Raw genomic sequence first — 13,643 nt, 5'->3', positions numbered from 1 at the left:
CATAAAACATATCGATCCGATAGGCCTTCTTAACGCAACGAAAAAGCGTTAGCCTCTCGCGGTTCCCTTTCGGCGCCCTGCCAGAGCCTTCAGTCGCAGGCGCCATGCCCAGCCGAGAATCCGCCCCATGACTTCCATGCCTCATTCGCCCCGCGGTGCAACCATGACCAAAGGGCTGGCGATGCTGTTTGCGTTCTGCTGCGGCGCGATCGTCGCCAACATTTACTACGCACAACCGATCATCGGTTTGATCGCTCCGGACATCGGGCTGTCGAGCACGCTGGCCAGTTTCATCGTCTCGCTCACGCAAATCGGCTATGCCGTGGGCCTGTTTTTCCTGGTGCCGCTGGGCGATCTGCTGGAAAACCGCAAGCTGATGATGGTCACTACGGCGGTGGCGATCCTGAGCCTGCTCAGCGCAGCCTTCGCCCAGACACCGAACCTGTTTCTGCTGGCCTCGCTGCTGGTGGGGTTCAGCTCGGTGGCGGTGCAGATTCTGATTCCCTTGGCCGCACACCTGGCGCCGGAAGAAACCCGTGGTCGGGTGGTGGGCAGCATCATGGGCGGCCTGCTGCTGGGGATTCTTCTGGCGCGGCCGGCTTCCAGCCTGATCGCCGACCACTTTGGCTGGCGCGCGGTGTTCGGCACCGCCGCAGTGATGATGCTGCTGATCAGCGTGGTACTGGCGACCACCATTCCCAAACACCAACCGGCCCACAGCGCCAGTTACGGGCAACTGCTCAAGTCACTGTGGACGCTTTTGCTCAAGCAGCCCGTGCTGCGTCAGCGAGCGTTTTATCAGGCGTGCATGTTCGCGACCTTCAGCCTGTTCTGGACCGCCGTGCCGCTGGAACTGGCGCGCAATCATGGCCTGTCGCAGAGCCAGATCGCCCTGTTCGCGCTGGTCGGCGCCATTGGTGCCATCGCCGCACCCATTGCCGGACGCCTGGCCGACGCCGGGCACAGCCGTGTCGCCAGCCTGTGCGCGATGCTCTTTGCAGCCTTGAGTTTCCTGCCCAGCCTCATTCAGCCCGCCTACGCTGTGATTGGCATGGCGGTGACCGGTGTGGTGCTGGATTTTTGCGTGCAAATGAACATGGTCGTCGGCCAGCGCGCGGTCTATGCCCTCGACGCCAAAAGCCGCAGCCGCCTGAACGCGCTGTACATGACCAGTATTTTCCTCGGCGGCGCCACCGGTTCGGTGATCGCCAGTGCCCTGTACGACCACGGCGGCTGGGCCTGGATCGTGATCGCAGGCAGCGCGTTTCCGTTGTTGGCGCTGATGGTGTTTTTCACACATTCGGCGAAGGCGAAATCTGCCTGACCCTTTGACAACGCGACGAACACGATACCTGTGGGAGCGAATTCATTCGCGAGACGTAGGTACAACCGCCAGATAGGGGTCGGATGTACTGGCCAATCGCGAATGAATTCGCTCCCACGGAGAACCCCTATTCGACTCAAGCCCCCCTTTTCAACCTTCAAGGAGTGATGTCATGACTCAACGCACCTTTCTCATTACCGGTGCCAGCAAAGGCATTGGCCGCGCCCTGGCCGACCACCTCGCGGCGGCAGGCCACCAGGTGGTCGGCATCGCCCGCAACGCTGACGACCCGACCTTTCCCGGCGTGCTGAAAGCCCTGGACCTGAGCGACAAAGACCAGACCCGCTGCGGCCTCGCCGAACTGGCGCAGCATTACCGCTTCGACGGTCTGGTGAATAACGTCGGGCTGGTGCGCCCGCAGCCACTGGGGCAGATTGAGCTGGACGACTTCGATGCCGTCATGAGCGTCAACCTGCACTCCGCCCTGCTCGCCACCCAGGCCCTGCTGCCCCACATGCGCGATCGGGGTTGGGGCCGCATCGTCAACATTTCGAGCCTCACCGTGCTCGGCATCACCCAACGCACCGCCTACGCCGCCGCCAAGGCCGCGCTGATCAGCTTCACCCGCTCCTGGGCGCTGGAACTGGCGCAGACGGGCATCACCGTCAACGCTATCGCCCCCGGCCCGACCGAAACCGAACTGTTCCGCCAGAACAACCCGGTGGGCAGCGAAGGCGAAAAACGCTACCTGTCCGGGGTGCCGATGGGGCGTTTCGGCCAACCAGAAGAAATCGCCTCGGCGATCGCGTTTCTGCTGTCGCAGCAGAGCGGGTTCATCACCGGGCAGACGCTGTTTGTCGATGGCGGGGCTTCGGTGGGTAAGGCGGGGTTTTGAGCCGATAACCGCCTGACATCCGTGATTCGGCTCCATACGCGGACGCCCCTGTGGGAGCGAACTCATTCGCGAGGGGCCAGTTCTACCGACGCATATCTACCGGCTGGCCCATTTTTCGCGGATGAATTCGCTCCCACGGGGATCACCGAATCGCCGCAAACCCTCGTTCCAGATCCTCGATCAGCGCGCTGACATCTTCCAGCCCGACGTGCAATCGCAGCAGCGGGTTCAGGGTTTTGTCGGCGGTGTTGGTGCGGTCGCGGACGTTGGCGGCGATGATCAGGCTTTCGAATCCGCCCCATGAGGCGCCGAGGCCGAACAGGTGCAGGGCGTCGATGAAGTCTTCCAGATGCTTGGGATTGTTGTCGGCCAGCTCGAACGTCAGCAGGCCGTTGCTGCCGCTGAAGTCGCGTTTCCACAAGGCGTGGTTCGGATGATCGGCCAAGGCCGGGTGAAACACGCGCTTGACCTGAGGGTGCTGTTGCAGCCAATGCGCGACCTGCAAAGCCTGGCGCTGGTGCACATCCAGGCGGGTTGCCAGCGTGCGGGCGCCGCGCAGGACGAGGTAGGCGTCATCGGGGCTCACGGTACTGCCAAAAGTGTCGGTCATCACCGCCAGTGGCTGCCAGACCGCTTGAGTGGTGCAGACGCTGCCCATGACCACGTCGCTGTGACCGGCCAGGTACTTGGTCAGGGCCATGATGGAAATGTCCGCGCCCAGCGCCAGCGGGCGGTACTGGTAACCCGAGCCATAGGTGTTGTCCACCGCCAGCAGAATCCCACGAGCCTTGCACAGCGCGGCGATGGCGGGCAGATCGGCGAGCTCGTACAACAATGAACCGGGCACTTCGGCGTAGACCATTTTGGTGTTGGCCTGAAGTTTGTCTTCCAGCCCGCTGCCATCGGCGTTGAAGTAGCTGTACTGGATGCCGAACGGGGTGAGGAATTCCTCGGCCACCTGACGCACCGGCGAATACACCGCGTCGGTGATCAACACATGATCGCCAGGGCGCAGATAGGCTAGAAACGTCTGCGCCACCGCCGCGAGGCCCGTGCTGAACAGGCGCGTGCGATAGCCGCCTTCAAGCTCGGTGACCAGATCCTCCAGCTCGAACGCCGTCGGATTGCCCCGCGCGCCGTAGCTCAGCACGCGCTCGGTGTCGCGACGCTTGCGGGCGTCGCGCATCTCGCCGAGGCTGTCGAACAGCACCGTGCTCATGCGCGACACCGAAGGATTGACCCACCGCACACCGCTGCCCTTTTCGCTGCGTGCGGCATGAACCAGACGCGTACGCACCCGGCTGTCGCTGGAGTTTGCGGCGAGGGGTTTGAGGCTGGCGATTTCCTGCTCCGTCATCTGCCCGAGCAAACCGATTTCCCAAGCGAGGTACTGGCGCGCGGCGTCCTTGTTACCCGAATGCCGATCGTGGGTGAAGAACAGGAAATCGATGCACTGATCATTCGGCGGATTGGAGGCGTCTTCGCTGAGCGCAAAACCTGCCGCCTGCCAGTTTTTGAAGTCCAGCCAGCGGGCGTGCTGACGTTGCGATTCAGGCAATTCGAGGGCAGCAATGGCAGCCACGTTCGCATCCTCTGCAACGAGTACGACCGGTTTGGACTGAGCCGCCAGATCCTGCGCCAGCCGCGTGCGAATCGACCACGCAGCACCGGCAATGTGCGCTTTGCGATAGGCCATGCTGCCGCGCAGATCGATCAGTGCAACGGTGTCATCACGCAGCGCGTCCTGCAGAGCGGCGGCGCTGATTTCCGGCAATACCGTGGCAGGCGATGCAGCATTGACCGGCAACGCCAGACCACTCTGCAACCCCCCTTCCAGCACGTAGGCCTCATGCCCCAGCTGACGCAACCAACTGGCAACGATCGGCGCACGCACGCCGTCGTTATCGAGCAACACCAGCCGCGCGCCACGCACGCCGACGTACAGGTCAGTGGACTGGATCAACTGCCCGCCCGGCGTGTGTTGCGCCCCCGGCAGGCTGCCCAACGCAAACTCTTCAGGGGTGCGCACGTCGCATACGAAGAGGCTGCGTGAAGCCTCCTCGGACCAGGCAAGCACCTGCTCGGCCTTGACCGTCTGCACATTCGCACGCTGAGCCAGACGCTGCGCGGCATCACGCTGATGCGACAGCGAAGCGCCAGAAGACACCTCGGGATAACGGCGCGTGCTGCCATGCTCCAGCGGCAGATCGGCGAGGTACCAACCCTGGGTGCCGTTTTCCAGCGCATAGACCGGGTTTTTCACGCCAAGGTCGATCAGGGTTTGCGCGCCGATGATGCTGCGGGTGCGACCGGCGCAATTGACCACGATGGGCGTTGTGTCATCCGCCACCAGTTCTTTCAGGCGATAGCCCAGCTCGCCGTTGGGGCAGCAGATGGAACCGGGAATGGTCATCTTGCGGTATTCGTCGAATGGACGACCGTCCAGCAGCACCAGAGGCTCGCCCCTGGCCTGCCAGGCGGCCAGTTCGGTGGCGCTGATGTGCGGGGTGTGGCTCGCTTCTTCGACCCGTTCGCCAAAGGCCTTGGACGGCACATGCACCCCGGCGAACAATTGCAAACCCGCCGCCTGCCAACCGTCGGCGCCGCCCTCAAGCACGTGCACGCGACTGTAGCCCAAGGTCTCCAGACGCTGCGCGGCCTTGAGCGAGATGTCGCTGCCGGTCTGGTCGTAGATCACCAGGCGCACGCCTGGATTGGGCGCCAGACGACGGGCTTCGAGTTCAAGACGGCTGTAGGGCAGGTTCACCCCGTGAAACAGATGCGCTTCGCCGTACTGGCCGTGCTCGCGTACGTCGAACAGGGCGATTTCCTGCCCGTCGAACAGCCAGGTTTGCAGGTGGTGCGAGGTGACTTTTTGGCTCATGGGGGCTCTCGTGAATCAACGAATACTATCGACCGTTTTTGTGTAGGAGCGCGCTTGCCCGCGAAGGGGGGGTATCTGTGCCGAACGTGTTGCATGACACCACGCTATCGCGGGCAAGCGCGCTCCTACAGAGACGGGGGGGTTGGAACTACTGCAACACCAACGACCTCTCGCCCGCCGCCACTTCCCTGCCCTTCTGATACGCGCGCTGCACCGCCGGTCGGGGCTTGATGCGTTCGCGCCAGGCGTGGATGTTCGGGTAGTTCGCCAGGTCCTGGCCCTGACGCAGCGGCTGAATCCACGGGAAGATCGCCATGTCGGCAATCGAGTAATCGCCCGCGACGTACGCCACCTCGCCCAGGCGTTTTTCCAGCACGCCGTACAGCCGCGCGGCCTCGGCACCGAGCAGGTCGAGGGCAAAGGGAATCGGCTCTGGCGCCTTTTCCCTGAACACCTGCCATTGGCTCAGGTATGGCGTGACATGCCCTACCTGCCAGAACAACCACTCCTGCACGCGCTGGCGTTCTGCCGTGCCTTCTGGGGGCAGAAAACGCCCGGCCTTGTTCGCCAGATAATTGAGGATAGCCCCGGATTCGAAGAGGCTCAGTGGCTCAGCATCACGTGGGCTGTTCGCAAAAGCCGCGTGGTCGACAATCGCCGGAATCCGTCCGTTGGCGCTGATCGCCTGGAACCAGTCCTGCTTCTGTTCGCCGTTGCGAATGTTGATTGGCAACAAGCGGTACTCCTGCTCAAGCTCTTCAAGCAAAATGCCGATTTTCAGGCCGTTGCCGGTGGGCCAGTAGTAGAGATCGATCATGCGTAGGCCTTGATCGACGGGGCCATTTGCGAGGCGTTGTAGTTGAGGACCTTGCCTTCGGTGTTGACGCCATAACGCCCGTTCAGCGATTCCAGCGGACGGCCATACAGATGGAAATGCAGAGTCGGGGTTTGACCATCGACCTTGATGCCGTGCAGGTCTTCGCCGAGGAAGCTGATCGAGGTGCCAGGTTGCACCACGACTTCCTTTTCCAGCTCCAGCTTGGCGAAGGTCGGGTCACTGCCATCGTCGGTACGGGCCCAGACATAGTTGATCTCCTGACCCTGCACCGCCACGATCACCGCCCAGGTTTCGTGGTTGTGCGGCAGCGTGCTTTTGCCCGGCAGCAAGGAGTTCATGTACAGCGTTGGGGTCTCGCCGTCGTCGTTCAGGCGATAACGAAACGCAGTGTCGCCCTCCCCAGGAACCGGCGCCGGGAAGGTGTCAAAATTGAACAGATCGCGACGCTCGGCCAGGCGTTCCAGCAGGCTGACGATCTCCTTGAGCGCCTCACGATCGACACCGCGCTGGTGGATGACGCGGATTTTCTCAAGGAAGTCTTCAATCACGGGGCTGCGGGTTTCGATGCTCATCAGGTGCTCCTTTTATTAGTTTCAATGCGTGAAATGCGTACCGCTTTTTGTAGGAGCGCGCTTGCCCGCGATGGGGACATACCTGTCGCCTACGATGTTGGAGGAGCTGACGCCATCGCGGGCAAGCGCGCTCCTACAGGGGCATGCGGTGATCATAGGTTTGTATTCCAACCCGCCGACTACACCGACAGGCTGTAGCGGCTGATATTGCTCAATAGAAACGGGGCGCCGTGGGCCACCGGACGACGTCCGGCATCGCCCAGGGCGTGGCGCAAAAAGCTTTGGGTCCGCTCGCTGGTGGGGCGCTGGAAAATCTGTTCGGCGCTGCCGTGTTCGACGATCAGGCCGTTCTCGGTGAAATACACCACGTCGCTGATGTCCTCGGCGAAGCGCATTTCATGGGTCACCAGCACGCAGGTCATGCCCTCTTCGGTCAGCTCGCGAATCACTGTCAGCACCTCGCCCACGGTTTCCGGGTCCAGCGCGGAGGTCACTTCATCGAACAGGATCAGCTCGGGACGCATCGCCAGCGCACGAGCAATCGCCACGCGCTGCTGCTGGCCGCCGGACAACTGCCCCGGATACGCATCGGCCTTGTGCTCCATGCGCACCTTGGCGAGCAAGGCGCGGGCTTCTTTTTCGGCGTCCACCGCGTTGCGCCCCAGCACCTTGCGCGGCGCGATGACGAGGTTTTCCAGCACCGACAGATGCGGGAACAGGTTGTACTGCTGGAACACGAACCCCACGCGCTTGCGCAGTTCGATGCGCTGCGTCTCGTTGGCCAACTGGTGCACCTGGGTGTCGCCCACGCGAATGGTGCCGCGCTGGGGCTGCAACAGGCCGGTGATGCAACGCAGGATGGTCGATTTGCCCGAGCCCGACGGGCCGATGATCGACACCGCCTGCCCGCGCTGCACGTCCAGATCGATGCCCTTGAGCACGCGGTTGTTGCCGAACGACAGGTGAATATCGCGCAGGCTGATCAAAGGTTGCTCGGCGCGCGTTTCAGGAGAAGGCATAACGTCGCTCCAGGTATTGAGTGAGTCGGGAAATCGGGTAGCAATAGGCAAAAAACAGCGCCAGCACGCTGAAGTAGATCAGCACCGTGAAGCCCGTGCGGTTGACCGTGTTGCTGGCGATCTGCGCGGTGTCGATCAGGTCATGCACGCCCACCAGCGAGGCCAGCGCGGTGCCCATGGTGATCACCGCGTAAAGGTTCATCCACGGCGGCAGCATGCGCTTGAAGCACTGCGGCAGGATGATCGAACGGAAGATCTGCCCACGGGTGAAGGCCAGCGAACGCGAGGCTTCCCACTGGGTGCTGGGGATCGAACCGATGGCCCCGCGAAAGATCTCCGCGACATTGGCACTGGCAGGCAACGCCAGGCCAATGGTGACTTTCACCCAGTCGGGAAAGGCAATCCAGGACTTGCCGATGTGCAGCTCGAACGGGAACACGTAGGTGGTGAAATAGATCAGCACCAGCCACGGCGCGTTGCGAAACACCTGCACCCAGATCCGCGCAGGCAGTCGGGTGATCCACAACGGCGACACGCCCAGCGCGCCGATCATCAGGCCCAGTACCGAGCCGATGGCAATAGCCAGCAGGCTGATCAGAATGTTCTGCCCGAAGCCCACCGCCAATGCAGGCGACCACTCGTACAGCGCGGCGAACACCGGGCTCTGGGGTGCGCCGAAGATCAGCACCGCCAGCAACGCAGCGGCCAGGATCAGCTTGCCCGGATGACGACGGGGCCAGGACAGCGGCAGGCTCGCGGACGATTCAATGGCCATAACCAGGCATCCTCAATTTGGCTTCCATGGCACGGCCCACACAGTTGACGATGAAGCTGAGCAGGCCGAAAAAGGTCAGCAGCAGAATCATCAGTTCCAACACGTTGTCGCTTTGGGTCCAGATCATGATCGAGGCGTAGGTGATATCGCCCACCGCAATGGCCGAGGCCACGGCGGTCATCTTCACCAGATCGATCAGGTTGTTGATCAGCGACGGCAAGGCAAAGCGCAAAGCCAGCGGCAGTTGCACGTTCCACAGCAACTGGCGGCTGCTGAAGGCCAGGGAACTCGCCGCTTCCAGCGTCACGGCAGGCACCGCTTCGATCCCGGCACGCAGGGCTTCGGCGTGAAACGCGCCTTTGTGCAGGGAGATCACGATCACCACCCAGGCGAACGGCGTCAGCGGGTTGGCCGCGCCCACAGCCTGGGTCAGCAACATGTTCAACACCAGAAACGCGCAATAAAGCTGCACCAGCGTCGGTGTGTTGCGAGTGACTTCGACGAACACCCGCGCAGGCGTGGCCAGATACGACTTGCCGCTGGTCAGCATGGCCGCCAGACCGACACCGGCCAGCAGGCTGCCAACGATGGTGAACAGGCACAGCAGCACGGTGGTCAGCGCGCCATTGACCATCGAGCCGCGCTGATAAGCGTCCAGCAGAAAGCTGTAGTTCAGGCCGAACTTCGCTGTCCACTGCACAAAGAGCTCCAGCCAATGACTCATGCCAAGGCCTCGACACGCAGCTGTGCACAGGCATCGGCAATGCGCCGCCCGGCCTCGATCACGCTTGTCGTGGCTGTGGCGATGGACAGACGAAACCACGGCGACAAGCCATACGCACTGCCCGCCACGCCTGCGACGCCCTGCTCCAGCAGGTAATCCACTACGTCGCCGTCGTCATTCAGACGCTGACCATCGGGACGAATGCGCCCCAGAAGCTCCGCGCAACGGACAAAAACAAAGAAACCGCCTTCGGGCCTGAGCACATCCAGCCCGTCTACCTCGCTCAATGCCGCGACCAAGAGATCACGACGTTGCTGATAGGCCTGCACCTGCTCCGGCAGAAACGCCAGCCCGCCTTCGAATGCAGCCAGTGCAGCGGCCTGCCCGACGGACGATGCGCCGGAGGTGGACTGGGACTGGATCACGGCCATTGCGCTGGTCAGCTCCTTGGGGCCAGCACCAAAGCCGATGCGCCAGCCGGTCATGGCGTAGGTCTTGGAGACCCCGCCCACCAACAACGCGCGGGCTTGCAGATCGGGCGCGACATTAAGCAGGCTCAGCGCCGGACTGCCGTCGAAACGAATGTGTTCGTACAGCTCATCCAGCAACACCAGCACCTGAGGATGACGCCGCAGCACATCGGCCAGCGCCAGCAGTTCTGCCTCGTTGTACACCGCGCCGCTGGGGTTGCCGGGGCCGTTGAGGATCAGCCAGCGGGTGCGCCCATTGATGCTTTGTTCGAGCTGCTGCGGGGTGAGTTTGCAGCCCTGTTCAAGGCCGCATTCGATGAACACCGGCTCGCCACCGTTGACCCGCACGATGTCCGGAAACGACGGCCAGTACGGCACCGGCACCAGCACTTCATCGCCGTCGTCGAGGGTTGAAGCGAAGGCATTGAAGATGATCTGTTTGGCACCGTTGCCGACCACGATCGACGGCAGCGCATAGTCCAGACGGTTCTCGCGCTTGAGTTTGCGCTGGATCGCCTCACGCAGTTTCTTCACGCCGGGGGTTGGCGTGTACTTGGTGGCGCCACCGTCGATGGCCGTGTACGCGGCCTGTTTGATGTGCTCGGGGGTGTCGAAATCCGGCTCGCCGGTGGTGAGGTCCAGAATGTCGTGGCCGGCATCGCGCAGCTCAGTGGCACGGGATTTCGCCGCGGCGTTGGCAGACAGGGAAACGCGCTGCACGCGTCGGGACAGACGAATGCTCATGAAGGGGTACTCCCGCTGTCGATAGAGGTCAGAACCTTGCCCGGATTGAGCAGGTTGAGAGGATCGAGGGCCTGCTTGATGCGACGCATCAGGTTCAGTTCGACGCTGCTTTTGTAACGCGGCAGCATGGCCCGCTTGCGTTGGCCGATGCCATGTTCAGCGCTGATCGAGCCGCCGAAGGCATGGGCGCTGTCGTGCACCAGCTCGCTGAGTTCGGCATAGCGGGCCATGTGCGCCTCCACCGTGGAGCTCAGCGGATGGGCGACGTTGTAATGCAGGTTGCCGTCGCCCAGATGGCCAAACGTGAAATTGCGTACACCAGGGAAGTGCTGCTGCAGCAAGGCGTCGGTGTGTTCGACAAATTCAACGATTCGGGAAATCGGGATCGAGATGTCGTGCTTCATGTTGCGACCGGCGCGACGTTGCGCATCGCTCATGTTTTCGCGCAGCAGCCACAGTGCCTCGCTCTGGGCCAGGCTCTCGGCAATCAGTGCATCGGCCAGAAGACCCTCTTCGAAAGCGCTGCCGAGCACCTCTTCAAACGCTTGCCGCGCGTGGGCTTCACTGTGGTTATCCGACAGCTCAAGCAAGGCAAACCAGGGCTGTGACGCACCGACAAAGGCTTGCGGGCCGTCAGGAAACTGCTCGCGCAACAGCTCAAGGCAGGCGGCCGTCAGCAGCTCGAATGCGGTAAGGCTTGCGCCGAAACCGGCACGGGCGTGGGACAAAAAGCTCACCGCCTGAGCCAGCGAATCGAACGCCAGAAAGGCTGTGCTCTGCGCCTTGGGCAACGGGAACAGCTTCAACGTCGCCGCCGTGATGATGCCCAGCGTCCCCTCGCTGCCGATGTACACATCGCGCAGGTCGTAACCTGTATTGTCCTTGCGCAGCCCGCGCAGGCCGTTCCAGATTTCCCCTTCGGCGGTGACCACTTCCAGGCCCAGGGTCAACTCGCGGGTGTTGCCGTAGCGCAGCACCGCCGTGCCGCCCGCGTTGGTGCCCAGGTTGCCGCCAATGGTGCAGCTGCCTTGCGCGCCCAGGCTCAGCGGGAACAGACGCCCGGCCTTGCGCGCCACGTCCTGGACGTTTTGCAGAATGCAACCAGCCTCGACGGTCAGGGTGTCGTTGTCAGTGTCGACGTCACGCACCCGGTTGAGCCGGTCCAGAAGCAGCAGCACCGAACGGCCCGTAGCGTCGGGGGTCGCAGCGCCCATCAGCCCGGTGTTGCCGCCCTGCACCACGATCGGCGTCGTGTGAGCGACACAGGCGCGCACCACGGCGGCCACTTCCTCAGTGTTGGCCGGGCGCACCACCGCCAGCGCCTTGCCGACGTAGGTGCCCTGTTTGTCGGTCAGTTGCGGCGTCGAATCGCTGCCTGGCTGCACATAATCGGCGCCGAGCAACTGCTGCAACGTCTGGAACAGATCGCTCATCCTCACCCTTCCTTATTGAGCCGCCAGCGGCGCGGCATTGCGGAACTGCTCATGCAAGTCACGCAGGGCCTGAGACGGCGCCATGCCGGTGCGCTGACCGACGTCGATCAGCCAGCCGCTACGGTGCCAGTCGCGAATGATCGCGTCGAGTTTCGCCTGGGTATCGTGTTCGCCCTTGCGCACCCAGATCACCGATTTCGACGGGATCAGGTCCTTGGCCAGCGGAATGTTGTAGTCGGCCCATTCCGGGTCATCCAACAGCGCGTGCATGGTGGGGCTGACGTGAACCGCCGCGACGCAACCGTTGCCGCGCAGGGACAACAGCGACTCGGACTGGCTGCGGAACGCCTTGATCTCGGCGCCGTAGGTTTCCTGCAACGGCTTGATGAAATTGCTGCCCTGGGACACGCAAACCGGCTTGCCCTTGAGGTCTTCCCACTTGTTGATGCCAGCGCCCTTGCGAATCAGCGCGGCGCCGCCGACTTCTTCATAGGGCGTGGGCACGTAGTCGAGAATCTCGGCGCGCTCGTCGGTGTACTGCATGTTGGCGATCAGGATGTCGACCTTGCCCTGTTGCAGAAACTGCACGCGGTTGGGGGCCAGCACTGAAACGGTCTCGACCTCGACGCCGAGTTTCTGCGCGATGCCCTTGGCCAGTTCGACGTTGTAGCCCAGATGCTCGCCGGTTTTCGGGTCGATGGTGCCGAACGGCGGGCCGCTGAGGATCACGCCGATGCTGATCTTGTGACGCTGCTGGATCTTGTCCAGCGTCGCGTCGGCGTGGGCCAGGGTGGCCGCCAGCGCCATGCCGACCGAGAGGCCGAGTGCGGTCAGGGTCTTGCCGAAAGTACGCGTGCTCATAACCAATGCCTTGAAAGGAAAACGACTCAGGCGCCTGTGGCCTGGAACTTGTCATGCAGCTCGACCAGCGCAGGGGATGCCGGGGTGATGTGGTGGCGTTTCTCGCCCTCGATCAGCCATCCGGTGCGGTGCCAGTCTTTGACGATGGCGTCGAGTTTTGCCTGGGTGTCGGTCTCCCCCGGGCGGGTCCAGATCACCGACGGCGCCGGGTTGAGTTCAGGGGTAATGGCGCGGTAATCCTTCCACTCGGCGCTGTCGGCGATCAGTGGGTTGATCAGCGTGGCGTCGTGCACGGCGGCGACGCAGTTGTTACCGCGCAGGGCCAGCAGGGATTCAGAGGAGCTTTTGAAGGCCTTGAGTTCAGCGCCGTATTCGGTCAGCGGCTTGACGTAGCTGCTGCCCTGCGAGGTGCAGACCGGCTGGCCCTTAAGGTCTTCCCAGCGGGTGATCTTGCTGTCTTTGAGCACTGCCGCCGTGCCACCGACGCGATAAAACGGCGTTGGCACGAAGCCCAGTTGCTGGCCGCGCTCGGCGGTCCATTCCATGTTGGCGATCAGCAGGTCGACCTTGCCCTGTTGCAGGAACTGCACGCGGTTGGCAGGAAGCACCGGCACCAGCTCGACTTCAGCGCCGAGACGACGGCCAAGGTCTTCAGCCATGTCGACGTTCAGGCCCTTGGGCTTCTGGTTGCTCGGGTCGATGGAACCGAACGGCCCACCCGACAGCAACACGCCGACCACCAGGCGATGGCGCTGCTCGATCTTGTCCAGAGTGGCATCGGCCTGCGCGGCGAAACTGGCGCCAAGGGCGGCAATCGCCCCGACGAACAAGGGCAGCAAACGGGTGATGGGCGAGCGCGTGTACGGCATGGATTTCCCCTCGAAATGGTCATCGGCTCGGCGCTTGTGACGACGGGACGTCAGCGCCTTGTAATGACCCCCATCCTAGGGAGGGTGATGGAGCAACGGAAATGCAAATATCAAATATGGTTATAACTTTCAGGTTTTGGTGGTTAAGCCAAAACGGAATAAGCCCATTTTCATTGGTATTCCCAAGACTTTTTCAAAGCAGGGCTTTTTAAACTCATAAAAATCCGTAATGTGT

12 protein-coding genes are annotated in these 13,643 nt (G+C 62.6%); 2 read left to right on the top strand and 10 right to left on the bottom strand.

What is annotated here, in order from left to right:
• Positions 1-127: 127 nt before the first annotated feature.
• Complete coding sequence (locus AC07V9_RS08115) at positions 128-1,324, top strand: MFS transporter (protein WP_495015211.1); 1,197 nt, start codon at positions 128-130, stop codon at positions 1,322-1,324.
• Between the two features lie 172 nt (positions 1,325-1,496).
• On the top strand, positions 1,497-2,219 hold the full coding sequence (locus tag AC07V9_RS08110; RefSeq protein WP_495015210.1) for an SDR family oxidoreductase: 723 nt from the start codon (positions 1,497-1,499) through the stop codon (positions 2,217-2,219).
• A gap of 142 nt (positions 2,220-2,361) precedes the next feature.
• On the opposite strand, the gene metC is transcribed toward AC07V9_RS08110, so the two are convergent.
• The 10 genes from metC to AC07V9_RS08060 all read right to left on the bottom strand — a co-directional run bounded on the left by metC (position 2,362) and on the right by AC07V9_RS08060 (position 13,408).
• Entirely contained in the window at positions 2,362-5,103 is a 2,742-nt protein-coding gene (metC, locus tag AC07V9_RS08105) for a cystathionine beta-lyase (RefSeq protein ID WP_495015209.1), read from the bottom strand.
• Positions 5,104-5,251: 148 nt separating this feature from the next.
• Complete coding sequence (locus AC07V9_RS08100; protein ID WP_495015208.1) at positions 5,252-5,920, bottom strand: glutathione S-transferase family protein; 669 nt, start codon at positions 5,918-5,920, stop codon at positions 5,252-5,254.
• Complete coding sequence (locus AC07V9_RS08095) at positions 5,917-6,513, bottom strand: cysteine dioxygenase family protein (RefSeq protein ID WP_495015207.1); 597 nt, start codon at positions 6,511-6,513, stop codon at positions 5,917-5,919. Before AC07V9_RS08095 ends, AC07V9_RS08100 begins: the two co-directional genes overlap by 4 nt.
• 179 nt (positions 6,514-6,692) lie before the next feature.
• The gene (locus tag AC07V9_RS08090; protein ID WP_495015206.1) at positions 6,693-7,532 is read right to left on the bottom strand and encodes an amino acid ABC transporter ATP-binding protein; all 840 of its coding nucleotides are present in this window, start codon (positions 7,530-7,532) and stop codon (positions 6,693-6,695) included.
• Complete coding sequence (locus tag AC07V9_RS08085; RefSeq protein ID WP_495015205.1) at positions 7,519-8,307, bottom strand: amino acid ABC transporter permease; 789 nt, start codon at positions 8,305-8,307, stop codon at positions 7,519-7,521. Before AC07V9_RS08085 ends, AC07V9_RS08090 begins: the two co-directional genes overlap by 14 nt.
• Positions 8,297-9,031, bottom strand: a complete 735-nt coding sequence (locus AC07V9_RS08080; RefSeq protein ID WP_495015204.1) for an amino acid ABC transporter permease — start codon at positions 9,029-9,031, stop codon at positions 8,297-8,299. The genes AC07V9_RS08085 and AC07V9_RS08080 overlap by 11 nt, the downstream gene beginning before the upstream one ends.
• A complete protein-coding gene (locus AC07V9_RS08075) occupies positions 9,028-10,245 on the bottom strand; it encodes an aminotransferase class I/II-fold pyridoxal phosphate-dependent enzyme (RefSeq protein ID WP_495015203.1) in 1,218 nt (405 codons plus the stop codon). Before AC07V9_RS08075 ends, AC07V9_RS08080 begins: the two co-directional genes overlap by 4 nt.
• Positions 10,242-11,678 carry an FAD-binding oxidoreductase gene (locus AC07V9_RS08070; protein WP_495015202.1) on the bottom strand — a complete coding sequence of 479 codons (1,437 nt, stop codon included), beginning with the start codon at positions 11,676-11,678 and terminating at the stop codon, positions 10,242-10,244. Before AC07V9_RS08070 ends, AC07V9_RS08075 begins: the two co-directional genes overlap by 4 nt.
• A 12-nt stretch (positions 11,679-11,690) precedes the next feature.
• Entirely contained in the window at positions 11,691-12,485 is a 795-nt protein-coding gene (locus AC07V9_RS08065) for a transporter substrate-binding domain-containing protein (RefSeq protein ID WP_495015440.1), read from the bottom strand.
• A gap of 80 nt (positions 12,486-12,565) precedes the next feature.
• Positions 12,566-13,408: a transporter substrate-binding domain-containing protein gene (locus AC07V9_RS08060; protein WP_495015201.1), complete on the bottom strand. Its 843-nt coding sequence runs from the start codon at positions 13,406-13,408 to the stop codon at positions 12,566-12,568.
• Positions 13,409-13,643: the final 235 nt, after the last annotated feature.

Source organism: Pseudomonas sp. GW821-FHT02A11, assembly GCF_059421985.1.
This window is presented reverse-complemented; position numbering and strand designations above follow the sequence as displayed.